Here is a 24078-nt window from a genome sequence, read left to right on the forward strand (position 1 = left end):
CAAGTGAACAACTGGGGGCGGCTACTGCCCGGAACGGCGACGGATCTTGCTCCCCAGCCACACCAGCGGGTCGTACTTGCGGTCCACGGCCCGCTCCTTCAGCGGGATCAGGGCGTTGTCGGTGATCTTGATCCCCTCGGGGCAGACCTCCGTGCAGCACTTGGTGATGTTGCAGTAGCCGAGCCCGTGCTCCTCCTGCGCCGTGCGCTTGCGGTCCAGCCCGGCCTCCGCCGCCGCGTCCAGCGGGTGCATGTCCAGCTCCGCCACCCGCATCAGGAAGCGCGGGCCGGCGAAGGCCCCCTTGTTCTCCTCGTGGTCACGCACCACGTGGCAGGTGTCCTGGCACAGGAAGCACTCGATGCACTTGCGGAACTCCTGCGAGCGCTCCACGTCGATCTGCTGCATCCGGTACTCGCCCGGAGCCACTCCGGCGGGCGGCACGAAGGCGGGCACCTCGCGCGCCTTCTGGTAGTTGAAGGACACGTCCGTCACCAGGTCGCGGACGACCGGGAAGGCCCGCAGCGGGGTCACGGTGATGGTCTCCTCGCGGGAGAAGGTCGACATGCGCGTCATGCACATCAGCCGCGGCCGCCCGTTGACCTCCGCGCTGCACGAACCGCACTTGCCCGCCTTGCAGTTCCACCGCACCGCCAGGTCGGACGCCTGGGTGGCCTGCAGCCGGTGGACGATGTCCAGGACGACCTCGCCGTCGTGCACCTCCACGGTGAAGTCGCGCAGCTCACCGCCCTCCGCGTCGCCCCGCCAGATCCGGAACGAGGCATCGTAGGTACTCATCCGTACAGCTCCTCCTCGGCGAGGTACTTGACCAGCTCTTCCTTCTCGAAGAGCGCGAGCAGGTCGGGCCGGATGGGATCGGTGCGCACCCGGGTCAGCTCGATCCGGTCCGCGGCGGGGTCCGAAGGGGCAGGGTCGACGGGCCGGCACAGCAGGTTCACCGGCCGCCAGGACCGCTCCATCGCCGGGCAGTCCTCGCGGGTGTGCCCGCCCCGGCTCTCGGTGCGCTCCAGGGCCGCGCGGGCCACGCATTCGCTGACCAGCAGCATGTTGCGCAGGTCCAGGGCCAGGTGCCAGCCCGGGTTGAACTGCCGGTGCCCCTCGACCCCGGCCCGTGCGGCCCGTACGCGCAGGCCCGCGAGCTTCTCCAGGGCCTCGGCCATCTCGCCCTCGCGGCGGATGATCCCCACGAGGTCGTTCATGGCCGTCTGCAGCTCCTGGTGCAGGGTGTACGGGTTCTCCGCGCCCTCGGCGGCGTGGAACGGGGCCAGCGCCTCCGCGGCCGCCGCGTCGATCTGCGCCTGGGACACCTCGGGCCGCCCGCCGACCGCCGGGGCGTCCCGCGCCGCGTACTCGGCGGCGTGCAGCCCGGCCCGGCGGCCGAAGACCAGCAGGTCGGAGAGGGAGTTCCCGCCGAGCCGGTTCGAGCCGTGCATCCCGCCCGCGACCTCACCGGAGGCGAACAGCCCCGGCACCCCGAGGGTGGCGGCCGTGTCGGACTCGACCGCGATGCCGCCCATCACGTAGTGGCAGGTCGGGCCGACCTCCATCGCCTCGGCGGTGATGTCCACGTCCGCCAGCTCCTTGAACTGGTGGTACATCGACGGGAGCCGCCGCTTGATCTTCTCGGCGGGCATCCGGGTGGACACGTCGAGGAAGACCCCGCCGTGCGGGGATCCGCGCCCGGCCTTGACCTCGGAGTTGATGGCGCGGGCCACCTCGTCGCGGGGGAGCAGCTCGGGCGGGCGCCGGTTGTGGTCCGGGTCCTCGTACCAGCGGTCGCCCTCCTCCTCGGACTGCGCGTACTTCTCCTTGAACACGTCCGGGATGTAGTCGAACATGAACCGCTTGCCCTCGCTGTTGCGCAGCACCCCGCCGTCGCCGCGCACCGACTCGGTGACGAGGATCCCCTTCACCGAGGGCGGCCAGACCATGCCGGTCGGGTGGAACTGCACGAACTCCATGTTCAGCAGCGGGGCCCCCGCGAGCAGCGCCAGCGCGTGCCCGTCGCCGGTGTACTCCCACGAGTTGGACGTGGTCTTGAAGGACTTCCCGATCCCGCCCGTGGCCAGCACCACCGCGGGGGCCTCCAGGACGAAGAACCGCCCGGTCTCCCGCTCGTAGCAGAAGGTCCCGGAGACCCGCTCGCCGTCCTTGAGCACCCGGGTCACCGTGCACTCCTGGAAGACCTTGAGCCGGGCCTCGTAGTCCCCGTACTCCTTGAAGTCCTCCTGCTGGAGCTGGACGATCTTCTGCTGGAGGGTGCGGATCAGCTCCAGCCCGGTCCGGTCGCCCACGTGTGCGAGCCGCGGGTACTCGTGCCCGCCGAAGTTGCGCTGCGAGATCTTCCCGTCGGGCGTGCGGTCGAAGAGCGCGCCCCAGGTCTCCAGCTCCCAGACCCGGTCCGGGGCCTCCTTGGCGTGCAGCTCCGCCATCCGCCACTGGTTCAGGAACTTGCCGCCGCGCATCGTGTCGCGGAAGTGCACCTGCCAGTTGTCGCCCTCGTTGACGTTGCCCATGGAGGCGGCAATGCCGCCCTCCGCCATCACGGTGTGGGCCTTGCCGAAGAGGGATTTGCAGATCACGGCCGTACGGGCGCCCCGCTCGCGCGCCTCGATCGCGGCCCGCAGCCCGGCGCCGCCCGCGCCGACCACGACCACGTCCCACTGCTGCCGTTCCACTTGGGTCACTAGAAGATCCTCGGGTCGGTGAAGGCGCCGCTGGCCAGCAGGTACACGTAGAAGTCGCACAGGGCCACGCTGATCAGCGAGGCCCACGCCAGCTGCATGTGACGGGTGTTGAGGCGGCTGATCCAGCCCCACAGGCGGTAGCGCACCGGGTGCTTGGAGAAGTGCTTGAGGCGGCCGCCCATGATGTGCCGGCAGGAGTGGCAGGACAGCGTGTACGCCCAGATCAGCCCGATGTTCACGACGAACAGCAGCGTCCCGAGGCCCATGTGGCCCCATGCGTAGTGCTCGTCGCGGAAGGTCAGCACGGTGTCGTACGTGAGGATGGCCGCCACCGGCAGCGCCGCGTAGAAGAAGTACCGGTGCATGTTCTGGAAGATCAGCGGGAAGCGGGTCTCACCGCTGTACGAGGCGTGCGGCTCGGCGACCGCGCAGGCGGGCGGCGAGGCCCAGAAGCCCCGGTAGTAGGCCTTGCGGTAGTAGTAGCAGGTCAGCCGGAAGCCGAGCGGGAAGACCAGGATCAGCAGCGCGGGGGACAGGCCCCACCAGCTGCCGAAGAGGTCGAGGTTCGGCCCGTCCTTCATCGGGACGCAGTTCTCCGCGAGGCACGGGGAGTAGAAGGGGGACACGTACGGCGCGGCGTAGTAGTCGGCGTTGGCGAAGGCCCGCCACGTCGAGTAGACGATGAAGGCGAGCAGCCCGGCCGCGGTGCCGGCGGGGGAGAGCCACCACCGGTCGGTCCGCAGGTGCCGGGCCGCGATCGCGGCCCGCGAGGCGTCGTGGACGCCGCCGGGCCGCTGTGGGGATGGTTGGGTGCCTGTGGCCAAGAGGGACTCCGGGTGGAGTGATGAGGGGTGGCCCCCCGGATCCGGCCCCCGTCGCTGCGGGTGACCGGATCCGGTGGGGTGTGCGCGGAGCGTAGGTCAGGGGGCGCGGCGGTCGCGGGCGCCGAGGCCCTCGTCGTCGGCGTCCGTCCACAGCGCGCTGTCGTACGGGGTGTCCGGGACGCCGACCATCGGGCCCTCGCCGGGAGCCCGGGAGGCGGCCGGCGCCTGGCGGGCCGTGTTCCGGACGTCCCGCTCCAGCTGCTCCACTGAGCGGACCAGCTCGTTCAGGTTGCGCCGTACGGCCGTCAAGTCGTCTTGCAGGGACATGATTTGCCCTCACTTCCGCTGAGTGCGGTGGTGGTGCGGTGGCAGCGCTCATGTGCGCCTGCGAGTGTCGCGCCTTCCGTCCCCGGTTGTGAAGGGACGTGCAGCGATTGCGGGCGCGCAGGCGCGAACTGTGCGCCCCTCCCTGCCCCCATTTTCATCCCTCCTACGGGGGAACGCCCGCCCGGAAGGCAAGCCGGATTGGTCCGCACGGGTGGGGTTCGCGGCGTGGCGGGGGTCGGCTGCGGTGGGTGCGGCGGGGTGTCGATTTCAGTGGGTTTCGGCACCCAGTGTGATCAGCTCCATATACCGCCGAACGTGATCAGAACCTGATCAGCACCCCCTTTCACGGCTCCCCCCACGCCCCGCCCCGGAGGTACCACCCATGTCCCAGAGAAGGCGCAGGTCCTTGGCGCTCCTGACCTCGGGAGTTCTTGCACTGCCGCTGCTCGCGGGCTGCGGCGCGGGTGAGGACGAGGGCGGCCCGGCCGCCGCCGGGCAGGACATCGCGGCCACCACCCGCGACAAGGTCCGCGACGGCGGGGTGCTGCGGTGGGCCGTGGACACCATGCCGGCCACCCTCAACGCCTTCCAGGCCGATGCGGACGCCACCACCAACCGGATCGCCGGGGCGGTCCTGCCCCAGCTGTTCGTGCTGGACGGCAAGGGACGGCCGGTGGCCAACCCCGATTACCTGGAGAAGGCCGAGGTCGTCGAGCGCGAGCCCAAGCAGGTCGTCCTGTACAAGCTCAACCAGCAGGCGGTCTGGAGCGACGGCCGGGAGATCGGCGCCGCCGACTTCGTCGCCCAGTGGCGGGCCCTGAACGGCAAGGACTCCGCGTACTGGACGGCGCGCAATGCCGGCTACGACCGGATCGAGAAGATCGAGCGCGGCAAGACGGACCTGGAGGTCAAGGTCACCTTCGTCAGGCCGTACGCCGACTGGCGCTCCCTCTTCAGCCCCCTTTACCCCAAGCAGGTCACCGGCACCCCGGAGAGCTTCAACGAGGGAGCCCGGGGCGCCCTGAAGGTCACCGCGGGCCCCTTCGGACTGGGCGCCATCGACAAGAAGACCGGTACGGCCTCCCTGACCCGCAACCCGCGCTGGTGGGGCAGCCCCGCCAAGCTCGACACCCTGGTCCTCACCGCGGTGCCCCGCTCCCAGCGCCCCGCCGCGCTCGCCGCCGGCAAGCTCGACCTGGCGGAGATCGACCGCACCGGGGCCGACCGGATCGCCCTGGCCCGCCGCGCGGCCGCCAAGGCCGACGGGGCCCACGGCCCGGCCGCCTCGGTGACGCCCGCGCAGGCCACCCTCTCCTGGGCGCTCGCCTTCGGACTGGACGAGGACAAGGCCGTCGAGGCCCAGGAGACCCGCAAGAAGCACGCGGAAGCGGTGAAGCGGTACGCCGAGGAGCAGAGCGCCCTGCGCGGCTTCACCGTCCGCAAGTCCCTGGAGCCCGCCTACACCCAGCTCGCCATGAACGGCGCGAGCGGCCCGCTCGCCGACGAACGGGTACGCCGCGCCGTGGCCCGCGCCCTGGACCGCCAGGCCCTCGCCGACCTGGTCCTGAAGCCGCTGGGCCTGCCCGCGAAGCCGGTGGGCAGCCACCTCGCGCTGGCCGGGCAGCAGGCGTACGCCGACAACAGCGACGCCCTCGGCGGCCAGGACACCCAGGCCTCGCAGGCCCTGCTCGCGGACGCCGGCTGGCGCCGCGGCGGCAAGCTCACCGAGCCGGCGGGTGCGAAGGCGGGCGGGGAGGCGGCCAAGGAGACGGACGACTCCAAGACGCCCGCCGTCCCGGCCGCCGCCCCGGCCGCGGGCCCGGGCACCGGGAACGACGGCCTCTACATCGTCGGCCAGGACGACCAGCGCAACGGCGACGGCCGGTACGGCCACCCCGCCCCCGACGGGGAGATCGTCGACGCCGACGCCTTCGCGGAGAACGGGCCGGACCAAGGCCGCCGCCCCTCCCCGGTGCTCGCCCCGGCCCCGTTCACGGCCCTCCAGGAGCAGCACCTGCTCGCCCAGGCCGACGCCCAGGCCGACGCCCAGGCCGAAGCCGTGGACGACGGCAAGCGCAGCCCGGCCCTGGACGCCGAAGCCGCCGCCGAACCGGCGGACGCGGCGCAGGCGAGCACCGCCCCGGCCCCGGCCAAGCAGGCCGTACGCACCTCCGGCAGCATGCTCGCCAAGGACGGCAAGCCGCTCACCCTGCGCTTCGTCCTGCCGGCCGGTCCCGGTTCGGAGGCGCTGCGCACGGTCGGCGAGCGGATCGCGCAGATGCTGCAGAAGGTCGGCGTGCAGACCGAGCTGACCAAGGTGGCCGACGAGAGCTTCTTCAGGGACCACATCGCCTCGGGCCAGTACGACCTGGCCCTCTACTCCTGGCCCGCGACCGCCTACCCGGCCACCGACGCCCGGCCCATCTTCGCCAAGCCGGAGCCGGCCGCCGACGGCTCGCTCATGGTCGAACAGAACTACACCCGGGTCGGCACCGACCACATCGACCAGCTCTTCGACCAGGCGCTCGGAGAGCTGGACGAGGCGGCCTCCCGCGACCTGATGCGCAAGGCCGACGCCCGGATCTGGGCGACGGCCGGGTCCATCCCGCTGTACCAGCGCCCCGAGCTGGTGGCCGTGAAGCCGGGCCTCACCAATGCGGGCGCCTTCGGCCTCGGCGCCCCGCGCTACCAGGACATCGGCTGGAAGAAGCCGGCCGCGGCCAAGGAGAAGAACGCGAAGAAGTGATGACGAACAGGTGCATCGGGGGTTGATTCGAAGGTCTCAAGCTCAGATGTGACTCAAGTCCCTTGCCCGCCGGATCCCCGGCGGGCAAGGTCGTGGATACCCGTTGACCCGCGTGTTTTCAGGCTTTACCTACGGCTGTGTTCCCCCACCCAGGACCCGGCCGCGCTCAGTCGTCCGGCCTCTTGACAGACCCCCCGGCAGGCGGTTCCCGCCAGCCGACGTACGATGGGGTAAGGCCGTGGCAGGTTTTCCGCCCGGTCGAGGCGCGCGTGCCGGACCGTACGCGTCGCCATCCACGATCCCGGGAGAAGCGCCGAAGTGCCCACGCGCCACGACATCCGTAACGTCGCCATCGTCGCCCACGTCGACCATGGCAAGACGACCATCGTCGATGCCATGCTCAAGCAGGCCGGTGCCTTCGCCGCCCACCAGCACCTCGACGACCGCATGATGGACTCGAACGACCTGGAGCGTGAGAAGGGCATCACGATCCTCGCCAAGAACACGGCGGTGAAGTACCACCCGAAGGACGGGTCGGCCCCGATCACGATCAACATCATCGACACCCCCGGCCACGCCGACTTCGGTGGTGAGGTCGAGCGCGGTCTGTCGATGGTGGACGCCGTCGTCCTGCTGGTGGACGCCTCTGAGGGTCCCCTGCCCCAGACCCGCTTCGTCCTGCGCAAGGCCCTGCAGGCGAACATGCCGGTCATCCTCTGCATCAACAAGACGGACCGCCCGGACTCCCGGATCGACGAGGTCGTCAACGACACGTACGACCTGTTCCTGGACCTGGACGCGACCGAGGAGCAGATCGAGTTCCCGATCGTCTACGCCTGCGGCCGTGACGGCGTGGCCTCGCTGACCAAGCCGGAGGACGGCACCGTCCCCGCGGACAGCGACAGCCTGGAGCCCTTCTTCTCCACCATCCTGGCCCACGTGCCGGCCCCGGTGTACGACGATGAGGCGCCGCTCCAGGCCCACGTCACCAACCTGGACGCCGACAACTTCCTCGGCCGCATCGCGCTGGTGCGCGTCGAGCAGGGCGAGCTCCGCAAGGGCCAGACCGTCGCGTGGATCAAGCGTGACGGCACCATCTCCAACGTCCGCATCACCGAGCTGATGATGACCGAGGCCCTCACCCGCAAGCCGGCCGAGGTGGCCGGCCCGGGTGACATCTGCGCGGTCGCCGGTTTCCCGGAGATCATGATCGGCGAGACCCTGGCCGACCCGGAGAACCCGATCGCGCTCCCGCTGATCTCGGTCGACGAGCCGGCGATCTCCATGACCATCGGTACGAACACCTCCCCGATGGTCGGCCGCGGCGGCAGCGGCAAGGGCGCGGACGCCAAGTCCGCGGTCAAGGACCGCAAGGTCACCGCCCGCCAGGTCAAGGACCGTCTGGACCGCGAGCTGATCGGTAACGTCTCGCTCCGCGTCCTCGACACCGAGCGTCCCGACGCCTGGGAGGTCCAGGGCCGTGGTGAGCTCGCGCTCGCCATCCTGGTCGAGCAGATGCGCCGCGAGGGCTTCGAACTGACCATCGGCAAGCCGCAGGTGGTCACGCAGCTCGTCGACGGCAAGGTGCACGAGCCGGTCGAGCGCATGACGGTCGACGTCCCCGAGGAGCACATGGGCGCGGTCACGCAGCTCATGGGCGTCCGCAAGGGCCGCATGGACAACATGTCGAACCACGGCTCCGGCTGGGTCCGCATGGAGTTCGTCGTTCCCTCGCGCGGTCTCATCGGCTTCCGTACGGAGTTCCTGACGAACACCCGCGGTACGGGCATCGCCCACTCGATCCACGAGGGCCACGAGCCGTGGTTCGGCCCGCTGGTGACCCGTAACAACGGTTCGCTGGTCGCCGACCGCTCCGGTGCGGTCACGCCGTTCGCGATGATCAACCTGCAGGAGCGCGGCGTCCTGTTCACCGAGCCCGGCACCGAGGTGTACGAGGGCATGATCGTCGGCGAGAACTCGCGCTCCGACGACATGGACGTGAACATCACCAAGGAGAAGAAGCTCACCAACATGCGTGCGGCTTCCGCGGACAACACCGAGAACGTGGTGCCCCCGCGCAAGCTCTCCCTGGAGCAGTCCCTGGAGTTCTGCCGCGACGACGAATGCGTCGAGGTGACCCCGGAGGCCGTCCGCATCCGCAAGGTCGTCCTGGACCAGAAGGAGCGCTCGCGCACCGCGTCGCGCGCCAAGTCCGGCAAGTAGTCGGGCACGTCGCCGGGTAGGACCCAGATCACACTTGGGTCCTCGCCGTCGGCGGCTCATGTGAACAGCCCCTGCCGTCACGGTCTCCGTGACGACAGGGGCTGTTCGCTTTTGTCAAGCGGATTATTTCGGTCCGGTGTCCGCATACCGACCGTGACACTCCGGAAGAAGAGCTAACCGTCCGTTTCGTTCATGTCTGTCTCCTATCCGTTTGTCCGGATTTCGGGTTTTAGCCGTAGTGCGATGTTGTGAAAACGAGACCACTTAAGTGTGGTTTACGGTCAGGGCGTCCCTGAGGATGGCTCCATTGAGCTCGGGTCAATGGGTCACACGCTGTGGGGAGCGTCGACTCACGAGCACACTCGGGACACCGGTCCTATCGCCGTCAGGGGTGTCGGCGAAACGCACCTGTGTCCTTCACATCAGACAGTGGACTCATGAGGAGGAAACCCATGCGCGGTGCCAAGAGCGCCAAGTGGGTAGCGGGCGCGATTGTCGTCGCCCTGGCAGCGACTGCCTGTGGCGGCGGTGGCGAGAAGGCCGGCGCCAAGGGTGAGGTTGACCCGAACGGCATCTACTCGATCGAGGTGGGCGAGCCCGAGAAGCTCCTGCACCCGGCCGACACGATGGAGTCCAACGGCTCGATCGCGATGTCGGGTCTGTTCTCCCAGCTCGTCGACTACGACGCCGACGGCAAGATCGTCAACGTCAACGCCGAGTCGGTCACCAGCACGGACAGCAAGCTCTGGACCGTCAAGCTCAAGCCGGGCTGGACCTTCCACGACGGCACCAAGGTGACCGCCGAGTCCTACGTCAAGGCGTGGAACTGGGCCGCGAACATCACCAACAAGCAGGGCAACGCGTCCTGGTTCGGTGACATCAAGGGCTTTGCGGCTCTTCACCCCGAGGAAGAGGGCGCCAAGCCCACTGCCGACGCGCTCGAGGGTCTGAAGATCGTCGACGAGAACACCTTCACCATCGAGCTCGCCAACGCGGTGCCGTACTTCGCGTACAAGCTCGGCTACGAGGTCTTCTCCCCGCTGCCCGCCTCGTTCTACGCGGACCCCGCGGCCGCCGGTGAGAAGCCGGTCGGCAACGGCCCGTACAAGTTCAAGTCGTGGGAGCACAAGAAGCAGATCGAGCTGGCCCGCTACGACGACTACAAGGGCGACAACAAGGCGAAGAACGGCGGTGTGATCCTCAAGAACTACACCACCGTCGAGACCGCCTACGAGGACCTGAAGTCGGGCAACGTCGACGTCCTGCGCCAGGTCGGTCCGAAGGACCTCCCGGTGTACCGCGCCGACCTCGGCGACCGCGCCGTGGACCAGGCCTACTCCGCCATCCAGACGCTGGCCATCGCGTACTACGCCGACCAGTGGAAGACCCCGGCGAAGGTCAACCCGAAGGTCATCCAGGGCCTGTCGATGGCGATCGACCGCGACACCATCACCAAGACCGTGCTCCAGGGCACCCGTGAGCCGGCGACCGGCTGGGTCGCCAAGGGCGTCCTCGGCTACACGCCGACCGGCTCCGGTGACGTCACCAAGTTCGACCCGGCGAAGGCCAAGGCCCTCATCGCCGAGGGCGGCGGCGTCCCGAACAACGAGATCTTCATCCAGTTCAACTCGGATGGCGGTCACAAGGAATGGGTCGAGGCCGTCTGCGGCAGCATCACCCAGGCCACGGGCGTCAAGTGCACCGGTGACGCCAAGCCGGACTTCCAGGCCGACCTCCAGGCCCGCAAGTCCAAGCAGGTCAAGTCGATCTACCGCTCCGGCTGGGTCCTCGACTACCCGGTGAACGCCAACTTCATCAGCGACCTGTTCCGTACGGGCGCGAGTGGCAACCAGGGTGGCTTCAGCAGCCCCGAGCTCGACGCGAAGATCGCCGCGGCGGACACCGCCCCGAGCCTCGATGAGTCCGTGAAGGCCTACCAGGCCATCGAGAAGGAACTCATCAACTACATGCCGTCGATCCCGCTCTGGTACTACAAGGTCAACGCGGGCTACTCGGAGAAGGTCCAGAACGTGAAGTACGCCCAGGACGGCGACCCGATCCTCGAGCTGGTCGAGGTCAAGAAGTAAGTCCTACCGCGTAATTCCTTTCGACGGATGCGGGCCGGCGGGGAGCCGGCCCGCATCCGGGACTACATGCAGCGCCCGGGGGGCCCTTTCGCGACGCAGTGACGATCCCGTCACGCGCGTGCGTGGCGAAAGGGCCCGTCCGGCTGCGCCTGCCGCATCTTCTACGGAGGCATGATGGGGCGCTATGTCGCACGACGACTGCTCCAGATGATCCCGGTCTTCTTCGGGACGACCCTGCTCATCTTCTTTATGGTCTACAGCTTGCCCGGCGACCCCGTGGCCGGACTGTTCGGGGACAAGGGTGCCGACCCGGCAACGCTCGCCGCCCTGCGCCACGAGCACGGTCTGGACCTGCCGATCTGGCAGCAGTACTGGAACTACATCACCGGCATCCTGTTCCACTTCGACTTCGGGTCCCAGATCCGCAGCGGACGTGAGATCACCGAAGTCATCGGTTCCGCCTTCCCGGTCACGCTGCGACTCGCCTTCCTGGCGTTCGCGATCGAGATCGTCCTGGGCCTGACCCTCGGGATCCTCGCCGGCCTCAAGGCCGGCAAGCTGGTGGACAACCTGATCCTGATCCTCACCCTGCTGATCATCTCGATGCCGGTGTTCGTCCTCGGCTTCATCGTCAAGTCGGTGTTCGCCTTCCAGCTCGGCTGGATCGCGCCGAACGTCAGCACCCAGGAGACGTGGAGCGAGCTGATCGCCCCGGCCATCGTGCTGGGTTCGCTCTCCCTCGCCTACGTGGCGCGCCTGACCCGCACCTCGATGGCCGAGAACCTGCGCGCCGACTACGTCCGCACCGCCGTCGCCAAGGGCCTGCCCAAGAAGCGCGTCATCGGTGTGCACCTCATGCGCAACTCGATGATCCCCGTCGTCACCTTCCTCGGCACCGACATCGGCGCCCTGATGGGCGGCGCCGTCGTCACCGAGGGCATCTTCAACGTCAAGGGCGTCGGTGGTCTGATCTACGAATCGGTCGTCCGCCGCGAGGGCCTGACCGTGGTCGGTGTCGTCACCGTCCTGGTCGTCGTCTACCTCATAGCCAGCCTGCTCGTCGACCTCCTCTACGCGGTCATGGACCCGAGGATCCGGTATGCCTGATCTGACCAAGACCGACATCGTGGCGGCCGAGACCTCGGCGACGCCCGGCGCCCCCGTGGAGCCGGCGAAGGCCGAGAAGGCCCGCAGCCTCTGGGGCGACGCCTGGGCCGACCTGCGCCGCAACCCGTACTTCATCGTCTCCTCGGCGCTGATCTTCATACTCCTCGTGATCGCCGCCTTCCCGAGCTGGTTCACCAGCATCGACCCCACCAAGGGCGACCTGGTCAACCACTTCCTCGGCAAGCCGGAGCTGGCCAAGGTCGGTTCGCCCGAGTGGCTCGGCTGGGACGGCCAGGGACGCAGCGTCTACGCGCGCCTCATCTACGGCACCCGCGCCTCGGTCATCGTGGCCGTCTGCGTGACCGCCATCGTCACCGTCCTCGGTGGCATCACCGGCATGATCGCCGGCTACTTCGGCGGCGTCGTGGACGCGGTCATGTCGCGCATCACCGACATCTTCTTCGGCATCCCGTTCCTGCTCGGCGCGATGGTCGTCCTCCAGGCCTTCACCGACCGCACGGTGTGGACGGTCGTCTTCGCCCTGGCCTTCCTCGGCTGGACGCAGATCAACCGCGTCATGCGCGGCGCGGTGATCACCGTGAAGCAGGCCGACTACGTGCACGCCGCCAAGGCACTGGGCGCCGGCACCGGCCGGATCCTGTTCCGGCACATCCTGCCGAACGCCATGGCCCCGGTGATCGTGGTCGCCACGATCGCGCTCGGCGGCTACATCGCGGCGGAGGCCACCCTGTCCTACCTGGGTCTGGGCCTCGCGGCCCCGACCATCTCGTGGGGCGTGGACATCTCCGCGGGCGCGGCGCAGATCCGAGTGGCCCAGCACATCCTGCTGTACCCCTCGATCATGCTCAGCATCACCGTCCTCGCCTTCATCATGCTCGGCGAAGCGGTCCGCAACGCCCTCGACCCGAAGCTGCGCTGAGGAGGGCGTAAGTGATCACCATGGACAACACCTCCAGCGTTCCCTCCCCGCGTGACGGGGACCCGCAGACGCCGCTCCTCGAAGTGCGCGACCTGCACGTCGAGTTCCACACCCGCGACGGTGTGGCCAAGGCAGTCAACGGCGTCAACTACTCGGTGAGCGCCGGCGAGACCCTCGCCGTCCTCGGCGAGTCCGGCTCCGGCAAGTCCGTGACGGCGCAGGCCATCATGGGCATCCTCGACATGCCCCCCGGCAAGATCCCGCAGGGCGAGATCCTCTTCCGCGGCCAGGACATGCTCAAGATGTCCTTCGAGGAGCGGCGCAAGCTGCGCGGCCGGAAGATCGCCATGATCTTCCAGGACGCCCTGTCCTCCCTGAACCCGGTCCTGAGCGTCGGCTACCAGCTGGGCGAGATGTTCCGCGTCCACGAGGGCATGTCGAAGAAGGACGCGCGGCTCAAGGCCATCGAGCTGATGGACAAGGTCAAGATCCCGGCGGCGAAGGAGCGGGTCGACGACTACCCGCACCACTTCTCCGGCGGTATGCGCCAGCGCATCATGATCGCCATGGCGATCGCGCTGGAGCCCGACCTGATCATCGCGGACGAGCCGACCACGGCCCTGGACGTCACCGTCCAGGCCCAGGTGATGGACCTGCTCGCGGAGCTGCAGCGCGAGCTCAACATGGGCCTGATCCTGATCACCCACGACCTCGGCGTGGTCGCCGACGTCGCGGACAAGATCGCCGTCATGTACGCCGGCCGGATCGTCGAGACCGCCCCGGTCCACGAGATCTACAAGCGCCCGGCGCACCCGTACACCCGCGGTCTGCTGGACTCGATCCCGCGCCTGGACCAGAAGGGCCAGGAGCTCTTCGCGATCAAGGGCCTGCCGCCGAACCTGCTGCGCCTGCCGTCGGGCTGCTCGTTCAGCCCGCGCTGCGTCGCCGCGCAGGACATCTGCCGGTCCGAGATCCCCGCCCTGCAGCCCGTCACCGAGCAGGACGGCACCGAACTGGCCGGCCGTCACAGCGCCTGCCACTTCTGGAAGGAGCAGCTCCATGGCTGAGCTCACCAACGCCCCCGCGCGCGAGCCGATCCTCCAGGTCCGCAACCTGGTCAAGCACTTCCCGCTGACCCAGGGCATCCTCTTCAAGAAGCAGGTCGGCGCCGTCAAGGCCGTCGACGGGATCTCCTTCGACCTGTACCAGGGCGAGACCCTGGGCATCGTCGGCGAGTCCGGCTGTGGCAAGTCCACCGTCGCCAAGCTGCTGATGAACCTGGAGCGCGCCACCGCCGGCGAGGTCTTCTACAAGGGCCAGGACATCACCAAGCTGTCCGGCCGCGCCCTGAAGGCCGTCCGCCGCAACATCCAGATGGTGTTCCAGGACCCGTACACCTCGCTGAACCCGCGCATGACGGTCGGCGACATCATCGGCGAGACCTACGACATCCACCCCGAGGTGGCCCCCAAGGGCGACCGGCGCCGCAAGGTGCAGGAACTCCTCGACGTCGTCGGCCTCAACCCGGAGTACATCAACCGGTACCCGCACCAGTTCTCCGGCGGCCAGCGCCAGCGCATCGGCATCGCCCGCGGCCTCGCGCTCAACCCGGAGATCATCATCTGCGACGAGCCGGTCTCCGCGCTCGACGTGTCGGTGCAGGCCCAGGTCATCAACCTGATGGAGAAGCTGCAGGAGGAGTTCAACCTCTCCTACATCTTCATCGCGCACGACCTGTCGATCGTCCGGCACATCTCGGACCGCGTCGGCGTCATGTACCTCGGCAAGATGGCCGAGATCGGCACCGACGAGCAGATCTACGAGCACCCGACCCACCCGTACACCCAGGCGCTGCTCTCCGCGGTGCCGGTGCCGGACCCGGCCGCCCGCGAGGGCCGCGAGCGGATCATCCTCACCGGTGACGTCCCCTCGCCGGCCAACCCGCCGTCGGGCTGCCGCTTCCGCACCCGCTGCTGGAAGGTCGAGGAGAAGTGCTCCACGGAGGAGCCGCTGCTCGCCATTCCGGAGCGGTTCAAGGGCGTCAAGTCGCTGGCCGCGCACGAGTCGGCCTGCCACTTCGCGGAGGAGAAGGCCGTCCTGGCCGTCTGACCCCCGACGCGACACCACAGGGCGCCCGTCACCGGATCCTCTCCGGCGGCGGGCGCTCCGTCGTTCCCCGGGCCACCTGCTGCCCGCTGCCCCCCGTCTGACGCCGCCCCGACCGCCGCCGTGATCTGATGGCCCGCATGCTGACCATCCGGCCCGCCGGGCCCTCCGACGCCGGGGACATCTGCGGACTCCTCAACGCCATCGACCGGATCGAGACCGGCCGCCCGGAGACCGACCTCGGCGCCGTCGAGGCCGATCTGCACCACCCCGACGTGGACTTGGAGGCCGACTCCTTCCTCGCCTTCGAGAACGGCCGGCTCCTCGGCTACGCCCTGGTGTGGGCCGACTCCGGCCCCGGCCGCACCGACTGCCACTTCCGGGTCCTGCCGGGGCGCGCCGCGGCCGCGGCCCGGCTGCTGGACCTGGTGGAGGCCAGGGCCCGCGAACTCGCCGCCGGAGCCCCCCGCCCCTTCCTGTGGCTCGCGCCGAGCGGCGGACGCACCCTCGACCCCGGCCTGCTGCCCGGCCGCGGCTACCGCACGGTGCGCCGCTACCAGGTGATGACCCGCCCCCTGGGCCCGGCCGACGCGGCCCCGGTACCGCCCGCCGGGCTCACCCTGCGCCCCTGCGACGGCGGCGAGAGCGAGCGCCGGCGCGCCCACGCCCTGATCGAGGAGACCTTCGCGGACCACTTCGGGCACGTGGAGCGCCCGTACGAGCCGTGGCTCGACCACATCGACGGCCGCGCCCTGGACTGGTCGCTGGTGTGGATCGCAGCCCTGCCCGCACTGGGCGACGTAGGGGTCCTGCTCACCCGGGACGACCGCACCAGCATGGGCTGGTTCAGCCACCTCGGCGTCCGCGCGGAGGCCCGCGGCCGGGGCGTCGGAGCCTTCCTCCTGCGCCACGGCTTCGCCGCCTACGCGGCCCGCGGCCGGGCCGTGGTCGGCCTCGGCGTGGACACGGGCAACACCACCGGGGCGCTCGCGCTGTACGAGGCGCACGGCATGACCGCGTACCACACGGTGCACACCTGGGAGCTGGCGCTCTGACCCCGCGCCCGCACGCCCCCGCGGTGCACTCGCAGGGGTGACAGGCGGGGGGCGCGAGGGTGCAATCGGTCCAACGAGGAGTGTGCGGGACCCCACATAGGGTGACATTGGGCCCTAAGTGAGTCTTGGGATCCAGTAGGAGGCACTCCATGCGCGGAGCCACCCACGCCAAGTGGGCCGCATGTGCGGCGGCCGTCGCCCTCGCGGCGACCGCCTGCGGCGGCGGAAGCGACAGCGGCGGAGGCGGCGAAGCGGGAATCGTCAGCTCCTCGTGGGGAGACCCGCAGAACCCGCTGGAGCCCGCCAACACCAATGAGGTCCAGGGCGGCAAGGTCCTCGACATGATCTTCCGGGGGCTCAAGCGGTACGACCCCAAGACCGGCGAGGCGAAGAACTTCCTCGCCGAGAAGATCGAGACCACCGACAGCCAGAACTTCACGATCACGCTGAAGGACGGCTGGAAGTTCAGCAACGACGAGCCCGTCACCGCCCAGTCCTTCGTGGACGCCTGGAACTACGGCGCGGACGTCACCAAGAAGCAGAACAACTCGCCGTTCTTCTCCGACATCGTCGGCTACGCGGACGTCCACCCCGAGAAGGGCGATCCCAAGTCCAAGACCATGTCCGGCCTGGTCGTCAAGGACCCCAAGACCTTCACGGTCGCCCTCAAGGAGAAGTTCTCCACCTGGCCCGAAACCCTCGGCTACCAGGCGTTCTCCCCCCTGCCCAAGGCCTTCTTCACCGACCACGAGGCCTGGCTGAAGAAGCCCGTCGGCAACGGCCCGTACACGGTGGACTCGTACACCAAGGGCACCGGCATGAAGCTGCGCAAGTGGGACGGCTACCCGGGCGAGGACAAGGCGGTCAACGGCGGAGTGGACCTGAAGGTCTACACCGACAACAACACCGCCTACACCGACCTGATCTCCGGCAACCTCGACCTGGTCGACGACATCCCGGCGCAGCAGCTGAAGAACGTCGCCAACGACCTCGGCGACCGCTACATCAACCAGCCGGCGCTGATCATCCAGACCCTCACCTTCCCGCTGTACGACCCGCAGTGGAGCAAGGAGGGCATGGAGAAGGTCCGCCGCGGCATCTCCATGGCGATCAACCGCGACGAGATCACCAAGCAGATCTTCCACGAGACCCGCACCCCGGCCAAGGACTGGACCTCACCGGCCCTCGGCGACAAGGGCGGCTTCTCCGCCACCGCCTGCGGCGACGCCTGCTCCTTCAACCCCACCGAGGCCAAGAAGCTCATCCAGGAGGCCGGCGGCCTCCCCGGCGGCAAGGTCACCCTGACGTCCAACGTGGACACCGGCTCGCACCGCGACTGGATGGACGCCGTCTGCAACAGCGTCAACAACACGCTGGGCGAGGGACCGGTCTGCACCGTCAACCCCGTCGGCACCTTCGCCGACTTCCGGAACCAGCAGAGCGCCTTCAAGCTGACCGGCCCCTTCCGCTCCGGCTGGCAGGCCGACTACCCGCTGATCCAGAACTTCCTGGAGCCCCTGTACTACACCGGCGCCTCCTCCAACTACGGCAAGTTCAGCAACCCGGAGTTCGACAAGCTCGTCGACGAGGCCAACCGGGAGAGCGACGCCGCCAAGGCGACGGCCAAGTTCCAGGAGTCGGAGAAGATCCTCGCCGCCCAGATGCCCTCGATCCCGCTCTGGTACCAGAACGGCAGCGCCGGCCACTCGGAGCGCATCTCGGACGTGACGCTCAACCAGTTCAGCGTCCCGGTGTACGACCAGATCAAGGTCAGCTGACCCCTCTCGCGGATCGAACCTGGAGCAGTCCATGGGACGTTATGTGATCCGGCGACTGCTCCAGATGATCCCCGTGTTCATCGGCAGCACGTTCCTGATCTTCTTCATGGTGTACGCGCTCGGGGACCCGGTCGCCGCCCTCTTCGGCGACAAGGCCCCCGACCCCGCCACCGCCGCGCGCATCCGCAAGGACCTCTACCTCGACCAGCCCCTGTGGAAGCAGTACCTCCACTACATGGGCCAGATCTTCCAGGGCGACTTCGGCACCGCCTTCAACGGCCAGAAGGTCACCGAGCTCATGGCCTCGGCCTTCCCGGTGACCCTGCGCCTGACCATCGTCGCGATCGCCATCGAGATCGTCGTCGGCATCACCCTCGGCGTGATCAGCGGCCTCAAGCGCGGCAAGTCCATCGACACCGGCCTGCTGGTCCTCACCCTCGTGGTGATCTCGGTGCCCACCTTCGTGACGGGCTACCTGCTCCAGTACCTCTTCGGCGTCAAATGGGGCTGGGTCCGGCCCACCGTCTCCCCGGACGCCCCCTTCAACGAGCTGATCCTGCCCGGCATCGTGCTCGCCCTGGTCTCCCTCGCCTACGTCACCCGGCTGACCCGGACCTCCATCGCCGAGAACGTCAAGGCCGACTACGTCCGCACCGCCGTCGCCAAGGGCCTGCCCCGGCGCCGGGTCATCACCCGCCACCTGCTGCGCAACTCGCTGATCCCCGTGGTCACCTTCATCGGCACCGACATCGGCGCCCTGATGGGCGGAGCCATCGTCACCGAGCGGATCTTCAACATCCACGGGGTCGGCTACCAGCTCTACCAGGGCATCCTGCGCAACAACTCCCCGACGGTGGTCGGCTTCGTGACCATCCTCGTCATCGTCTTCCTGCTGGCGAACCTGCTCGTCGACCTGCTCTACGCGGTCCTGGACCCGAGGATCCGTTATGCCTGAGCCCGATCCCGAGCGCCCCGCCTACGATCCGCTGAGCCCGGGCCCCCACGAATCCATCGCCCCCACCGGCCAGGGCGGGGCCATGGACCTCGCCCTGGAGGAGGGCGAGAGTCTGGAGAAGGAGCTCGGGGGAGCCCCCGCCGGCCCCCAGGAGAAGGCCCGCTCCCTCTGGTCCGACGCCTGGCACCAGCTGCGCCGCAACCCCGTCTTCCTCGTCTCCACCCTCCTCATCCTCTTCCTCGTGGTCATCTCCATCTGGCCCCAGCTCATCGCCAGCGGCGACCCGCTCCAGTGCGACCTGTCCAAATCGCAGCAGGGCTCCGCCCCGGGCCACCCCTTCGGCTACGACACCCAGGGCTGCGACGTGTACACCCGCACCGTCTACGGGGCCCGCGCCTCCATCACCGTGGGCATCTGCGCCACCCTCGGCGCGGCCCTCCTCGGCTCCGCGCTCGGCGGGCTCGCCGGGTTCTTCGGTGGCTGGGGCGACGCGCTGCTCTCCCGGGTCGCCGACATCTTCTTCGGCATCCCGGTCGTCCTCGGCGGCCTGGTCTTCCTGTCCGTGGTCACCAGCACCACCGTCTGGCCCGTGGTCGGCTTCATCGTGCTGCTGGGCTGGCCCCAGCTGGCCCGCATCGCCCGCGGCTCGGTCATCACCGCCAAACAGAACGACTACGTCCAGGCCGCGCGGGCGCTCGGCGCCGGCAACGGCCGGATGCTGCTGAGGCACGTGGCACCCAACGCCATCGCCCCGGTCATCGTCGTCGCCACCATCGCGCTCGGCACCTACATCGCCCTGGAAGCCACCCTGTCCTTCCTCGGCGTGGGCCTGCGCCCGCCGACCGTCTCCTGGGGCATCGACATCTCCAACGCCGCCTCCCAGATCCGCAACGCCCCGCACATGCTGCTCTACCCGGCGGGCGCGCTCAGCATCACCGTGCTCGCGTTCATCATGCTCGGCGACGCGGTGCGCGACGCCCTCGACCCCAAGCTGCGCTGAGGAGCCCCGCACATGCTGCTCGAAGTGCGCGATCTGCACGTGGAATTCAAGACGCGGGACGGAGTCGCCAAAGCCGTCAACGGGGTCAACTACTCCGTGGCCGAGGGCGAGACCCTCGCCGTCCTCGGCGAGTCCGGCTCCGGCAAGTCGGTCACCGCCCAGGCCGTCATGGGCATCCTCGACATGCCCCCGGGCCGCATCGCGGGCGGCGAGATCCTCTTCAAGGGCAAGGACCTGCTGAAGATGAAGGAGGAGGAGCGCAGGAAGGTCCGCGGCGCCGAGATGGCCATGATCTTCCAGGACGCCCTGTCCTCCCTCAACCCGGTCCTGAGCGTCGGCGCGCAGCTCGGCGAGATGTACGAGGTCCACCGCGGCATGTCCCGCAAGGACGCCCGGGCCAAGGCCGTCGAACTGATGGACCGGGTGAAGATCCCGGCGGCCCGCGAGCGGGTGGGGGACTACCCGCACCAGTTCTCCGGCGGCATGCGCCAGCGCATCATGATCGCCATGGCGATGGCGCTCGAACCCTCGCTCATCATCGCCGACGAGCCGACCACGGCCCTGGACGTCACCGTCCAGGCCCAGGTCATGGACCTGCTCGCGGAGCTCCAGCGCGAGCTCAACATGGGCCTGATCCTGATCACCCACGACCTCGGCGTCGTCGCCGACGTGGCCGACAAGATCGCCGTCATGTACGCCGGCCGGATCGTCGAGGCGGCCCCCGTCCACGAGATCTACCGCAGCCCCGCGCACCCGTACACCCGCGGCCTGCTGGACTCCATCCCGCGCCTGGACCAGAAGGGCCAGGAGCTCTACGCCATCAAGGGCCTGCCGCCCAACCTGCTCGCCATCCCGCCCGGCTGCGCCTTCAACCCGCGCTGCCCGATGGCCCAGGCGGTCTGCCGCACCGAGGTACCGCCGCTGGCCGAGGTCGGACCGGACCGCGCCAGCGCGTGCTTCTTCTGGAAGGAGTGCCTCGGTGGCTGAGTCGATCCTCGTGGTGGAGGACCTGGTCAAGCACTACCCGCTGACCCAGGGCATCCTCTTCAAGAAGCAGGTCGGCGCCGTGAAGGCCGTCGACGGGGTCTCCTTCGACCTGCGGGCCGGCGAAACCCTCGGCATCGTCGGGGAGTCGGGCTGCGGCAAGTCCACCGTCGCCAAGATGCTGGTCAACCTCGAACGCCCGACCTCGGGCGCGATCACGTACAAGGGCGAGGACCTCGCCAAGCTCTCCGCCAAGGCCCTCAAGTCCGTGCGCCGCAACATCCAGATGGTGTTCCAGGACCCGTACACCTCCCTGAACCCGCGCATGACCGTCGGCGACATCATCGGCGAGCCCTACGAGATCCACCCCGAGGTCGCCCCCAAGGGGGACCGGCGCCGCAAGGTCCAGGAGCTCCTGGACGTGGTCGGCCTCAACCCGGAGTACATCAACCGGTACCCGCACCAGTTCTCCGGCGGCCAGCGACAGCGCATCGGCATCGCCCGCGGCCTCGCCCTCCAGCCCGAGATCATCGTCGCCGACGAGCCGGTCTCCGCGCTCGACGTCTCCGTCCAGGCCCAGGTGGTCAACCTCCTGGAGCGCCTCCAGGACGAGTTCAACCTCTCCTACGTGTTCATCGCCCACGACCTCTCGATCGTCCGGCACATCTCCGACCGGGTCGGCGTCATGTACCTGGGGCGGATCGTCGAGATCGGCACCGACGAGCAGATCTACGACCACCCCACCCACCCGTACACGCAGGCGCTGCTCTCCGCCGTCCCGGTCCCCGATCCGGAGGCCCGCGCGGGCCGCGAGCGGATCATCCTCTCCGGCGACGTCCCCTCCCCGGCCAACCCGCCCTCGGGCTGCCGCTTCCGCACCCGCTGCTGGAAGGCCCAGGCCCGCTGCGCGTCGGAGGTCCCGCTCCTGGAGATCCCCGCCTTCCTCCCGGGCGGCCCGACGGCCCACCCCTCGGCCTGCCACTTCGCATCCGAGCGGGCCGCCCCTCCGCCCGGACCGCAGCCTGGTCCGCCTTCGGGATCGCCGACCAAGGAGTGAGCCGGAGGTCCCCGGGACCGCTCATTTCTCGCCACAGCTGTGAACGGCACCGGTTTCCCCACAACTCGGTTTACGTGGAGGCAACTTGACCGTTTCTGTCCCGAGATCTGGGCCGGGCAGCCTGGATCCGTGCGGCCGTGCGGGTGCCGACAGCCGGCCGGGGAGGCGTACAGCTTCCCCGGCCGGCACTCCTGTGACCCCGGACGTGCGCGGCGTGCGCCCCTCGTGCTGCCGGAATCGATCGATGTGGCGGTACGGATAGTTATGATCCGTAGCGCACGGTGGGTATGACTCTGCCGAGCACCGAGTTGCGAGTACGCGAACCCGATGTCCGCTCGACGTGGAGGTGAAACGCCGTGGCACTATCGATCTCGGCCGTGGTGCTGCTGGCAGTCGTCGTCTTCCTGCTGGTCCGCCGTTCGGGCCTGAAGGCGGGTCACGCAGTGGTCTGTGTACTGCTCGGCTTCTACCTGGCGAGCTCGACCGTGGCTCCGACGCTCTCCCAGCTGACCAACAACGTGGCGAGCATGATCAGCGGCCTCAAGTTCTAGGCCGCGCCGCGTTTCCGGGCTACGGGGACGCCGCGTGGGGTTCAGGGCGGCAGAAGCGTCCGTTCACCGCTTTCCTCGTAGGGTGACCCCATGAACGGTCTTCCCGCCCGTCGGCTCCTCCTCGTGCACGCGCACCCGGACGACGAGTCGATCAACAACGGCGTCACCATGGCCAAGTACGCGGCCGAGGGCGTCCATGTCGCGTTGGTGACCTGCACCCTCGGCGAGGAGGGTGAGGTCATCCCGCCCGGCCTCGCCCACCTGACGTCCGACCGCGACGACACCCTCGGCACCCACCGCATCGGCGAGCTCGCCGAGGCCATGAAGGAACTGGGCGTCTTCGACCACCGGTTCCTCGGCGGCCCCGGCCGCTTCCGGGACTCCGGGATGATGGGCGCCGAACAGAACCGCCGGCCCGGCGCCTTCTGGTCCGCGGACGTGGACGAGGCGGCGGGGTACCTCGTAGAGGTGATCCGCGAACTGCGCCCCCAGGTCCTCGTCACCTACGACCCGAACGGCGGCTACGGCCACCCCGACCACATCCAGGCCCACCGCGTCGCCACCCGCGCCGCCGAACTGGCCGCGGAGCCCACGTACCGCAGGGACCTCGGGTCGGCGCACGCCATCCAGAAGCTCTACTGGAACCGCGTCCCGCGCACGGTCGTCGAGGAGGGCTTCGCCCGGCTGCGCGAGGCCGGGAGCGAGGTGCCCTTCCCGGCGCCGGCCGCCCCGGACGACGTGCCCGGCGTGGTCGCCGACGAGCGGATCACCGCCGAGATCGGCGGGGACGAGGCCGCCGAGCAGGCGTTCGTGGCCGCCAAGACCGCGGCGATGCGCGCCCACGCCACCCAGATCGCGGTGGACGGCCCCTTCTTCGCGCTCTCCAACGACCTGGCGCAGCCGCTGTTCACCCACGAGTACTACGAGTTGGCCGAGGGCGTGGCGGGCGTCCCCGCGGGCGAGCGCGAGCGCGACCTCTTCGCGGGGGTCCGGGCATGACCGGAGCGGTCGGAATGTGGAACGGGGGGCGGATCGCCGCCCTGCTGGGCCTGTTGGTGGCCGGGCTGCTCACCGGCGCGGCCGGCTGGCTCGTCGTCGACCTGTGGTTCCCGGGCGGTCTGGTGCTCGCCCTCCTCGCCCTCCTCGGCCTGTTCCTCGGGGCCAGGATCGCCCTGGGCACCGGCATCGGGGTGGGAGCGGCCACGGGCGGCTGGTTCCTCGCCTACGTGATGCTCAGCGTGCCCCGGCCCGAGGGGGACTTCCTCCTCGGTTCGTCCGGAATCAGCATGTACGTCTACCTTTTGGGCGGAGTGGTGCTCGCTGTGATGTGCGCCACGATGAGCATTCCGGGGGACAGGCCGCTTTCGGCCGCCGGCAAGGCCGGGTGACGCGGCGTCGGCCGCGCCCGACGCCTTGACGAGCGGCCCGGCCGGTGCGTTCGCGGACCGGCCGCGGCCGGGCGGCAGGCGCTCGGCGGGTGCGCGGAGGGGGCGTACGGGAGGTCAAGGGGAATCCTTCGTTCCCGGCGGCCGGGTGCGCGCGGGCGGTGGCCAGTATGGTGGACCGGCCGCCGAGCTGCCCGCGCACGCTATGACGGGCGGCGGAGCCGATCGGGAGAACCTGCCTTGAGCCG

Annotated in this window: 20 protein-coding genes; 16 read left to right on the forward strand and 4 right to left on the reverse strand. The window is 69.4% G+C overall.

The features are described from left to right. Positions 1–21: 21 nt before the first annotated feature. The 4 genes from NLX94_RS13190 to NLX94_RS13205 form a co-directional block, all read right to left on the reverse strand. Positions 22–795, reverse strand: a complete 774-nt coding sequence (locus NLX94_RS13190) for a succinate dehydrogenase/fumarate reductase iron-sulfur subunit (protein WP_254382860.1) — start codon at positions 793–795, stop codon at positions 22–24. Next, positions 792–2705 (reverse strand): fumarate reductase/succinate dehydrogenase flavoprotein subunit, encoded by a 1914-nt coding sequence (locus tag NLX94_RS13195; RefSeq protein WP_254382861.1) that lies wholly within the window; start codon positions 2703–2705, stop codon positions 792–794. Before NLX94_RS13195 ends, NLX94_RS13190 begins: the two co-directional genes overlap by 4 nt. Further along, a complete protein-coding gene (locus tag NLX94_RS13200; RefSeq protein ID WP_254382862.1) occupies positions 2705–3529 on the reverse strand; it encodes a hypothetical protein in 825 nt (274 codons plus the stop codon). Before NLX94_RS13200 ends, NLX94_RS13195 begins: the two co-directional genes overlap by 1 nt. Positions 3530–3625: 96 nt before the next feature. Continuing rightward, entirely contained in the window at positions 3626–3856 is a 231-nt protein-coding gene (locus NLX94_RS13205; protein WP_254382863.1) for a hypothetical protein, read from the reverse strand. Positions 3857–4238: 382 nt separating this feature from the next. Here NLX94_RS13205 and NLX94_RS13210 point away from each other — a divergent pair, with 382 nt between their 5' ends. The 16 genes from NLX94_RS13210 (at position 4239) to NLX94_RS13285 (ending at position 23833) form a co-directional block, all read left to right on the forward strand. Further along, positions 4239–6602, forward strand: coding sequence for an ABC transporter family substrate-binding protein (locus tag NLX94_RS13210; protein WP_254382864.1), 2364 nt, complete (start codon positions 4239–4241; stop codon positions 6600–6602). 318 nt (positions 6603–6920) lie between these two features. Continuing rightward, positions 6921–8825: a translational GTPase TypA gene (gene typA, locus NLX94_RS13215; protein ID WP_254382865.1), complete on the forward strand. Its 1905-nt coding sequence runs from the start codon at positions 6921–6923 to the stop codon at positions 8823–8825. 452 nt (positions 8826–9277) lie between these two features. Next, entirely contained in the window at positions 9278–10912 is a 1635-nt protein-coding gene (locus NLX94_RS13220) for an ABC transporter substrate-binding protein (protein WP_254382866.1), read from the forward strand. 174 nt (positions 10913–11086) lie between these two features. Next, complete coding sequence (locus tag NLX94_RS13225; protein WP_254382926.1) at positions 11087–12019, forward strand: ABC transporter permease; 933 nt, start codon at positions 11087–11089, stop codon at positions 12017–12019. Next, positions 12012–12959 (forward strand): ABC transporter permease, encoded by a 948-nt coding sequence (locus NLX94_RS13230; protein WP_254382867.1) that lies wholly within the window; start codon positions 12012–12014, stop codon positions 12957–12959. The genes NLX94_RS13225 and NLX94_RS13230 overlap by 8 nt, the downstream gene beginning before the upstream one ends. A gap of 20 nt (positions 12960–12979) precedes the next feature. Further along, on the forward strand, positions 12980–14026 hold the full coding sequence (locus NLX94_RS13235; RefSeq protein WP_302169364.1) for an ABC transporter ATP-binding protein: 1047 nt from the start codon (positions 12980–12982) through the stop codon (positions 14024–14026). Then, the gene (locus NLX94_RS13240; RefSeq protein ID WP_254382869.1) at positions 14019–15068 is read left to right on the forward strand and encodes an ABC transporter ATP-binding protein; all 1050 of its coding nucleotides are present in this window, start codon (positions 14019–14021) and stop codon (positions 15066–15068) included. Before NLX94_RS13235 ends, NLX94_RS13240 begins: the two co-directional genes overlap by 8 nt. 137 nt (positions 15069–15205) lie before the next feature. Beyond that, positions 15206–16120 (forward strand): N-acetyltransferase, encoded by a 915-nt coding sequence (locus tag NLX94_RS13245; protein WP_254382870.1) that lies wholly within the window; start codon positions 15206–15208, stop codon positions 16118–16120. A gap of 149 nt (positions 16121–16269) precedes the next feature. Continuing rightward, the gene (locus NLX94_RS13250; protein WP_254382871.1) at positions 16270–17898 is read left to right on the forward strand and encodes an ABC transporter substrate-binding protein; all 1629 of its coding nucleotides are present in this window, start codon (positions 16270–16272) and stop codon (positions 17896–17898) included. Positions 17899–17929: 31 nt separating this feature from the next. Then, positions 17930–18853, forward strand: coding sequence for an ABC transporter permease (locus NLX94_RS13255; protein WP_254382872.1), 924 nt, complete (start codon positions 17930–17932; stop codon positions 18851–18853). Then, entirely contained in the window at positions 18846–19853 is a 1008-nt protein-coding gene (locus NLX94_RS13260) for an ABC transporter permease (protein WP_254382873.1), read from the forward strand. Before NLX94_RS13255 ends, NLX94_RS13260 begins: the two co-directional genes overlap by 8 nt. A 12-nt stretch (positions 19854–19865) precedes the next feature. After that, positions 19866–20840, forward strand: a complete 975-nt coding sequence (locus NLX94_RS13265) for an ABC transporter ATP-binding protein (RefSeq protein ID WP_254382874.1) — start codon at positions 19866–19868, stop codon at positions 20838–20840. Next, positions 20833–21894, forward strand: a complete 1062-nt coding sequence (locus NLX94_RS13270; protein WP_254382875.1) for a dipeptide ABC transporter ATP-binding protein — start codon at positions 20833–20835, stop codon at positions 21892–21894. The genes NLX94_RS13265 and NLX94_RS13270 overlap by 8 nt, the downstream gene beginning before the upstream one ends. A gap of 356 nt (positions 21895–22250) precedes the next feature. After that, on the forward strand, positions 22251–22445 hold the full coding sequence (locus NLX94_RS13275) for a hypothetical protein (RefSeq protein ID WP_250741735.1): 195 nt from the start codon (positions 22251–22253) through the stop codon (positions 22443–22445). A 90-nt stretch (positions 22446–22535) separates the two neighbouring features. Next, positions 22536–23444 (forward strand): N-acetyl-1-D-myo-inositol-2-amino-2-deoxy-alpha-D-glucopyranoside deacetylase, encoded by a 909-nt coding sequence (gene mshB / locus NLX94_RS13280; protein WP_254382876.1) that lies wholly within the window; start codon positions 22536–22538, stop codon positions 23442–23444. Then, positions 23441–23833 carry a DUF6113 family protein gene (locus NLX94_RS13285; protein WP_254382877.1) on the forward strand — a complete coding sequence of 131 codons (393 nt, stop codon included), beginning with the start codon at positions 23441–23443 and terminating at the stop codon, positions 23831–23833. Before mshB ends, NLX94_RS13285 begins: the two co-directional genes overlap by 4 nt. The last annotated feature ends 245 nt before the right edge of the window (positions 23834–24078 follow it).

Origin of the sequence: Streptomyces sp. TBY4 (assembly GCF_024213195.1) — a bacterium.
Lineage (GTDB): Bacteria > Actinomycetota > Actinomycetes > Streptomycetales > Streptomycetaceae > Streptomyces.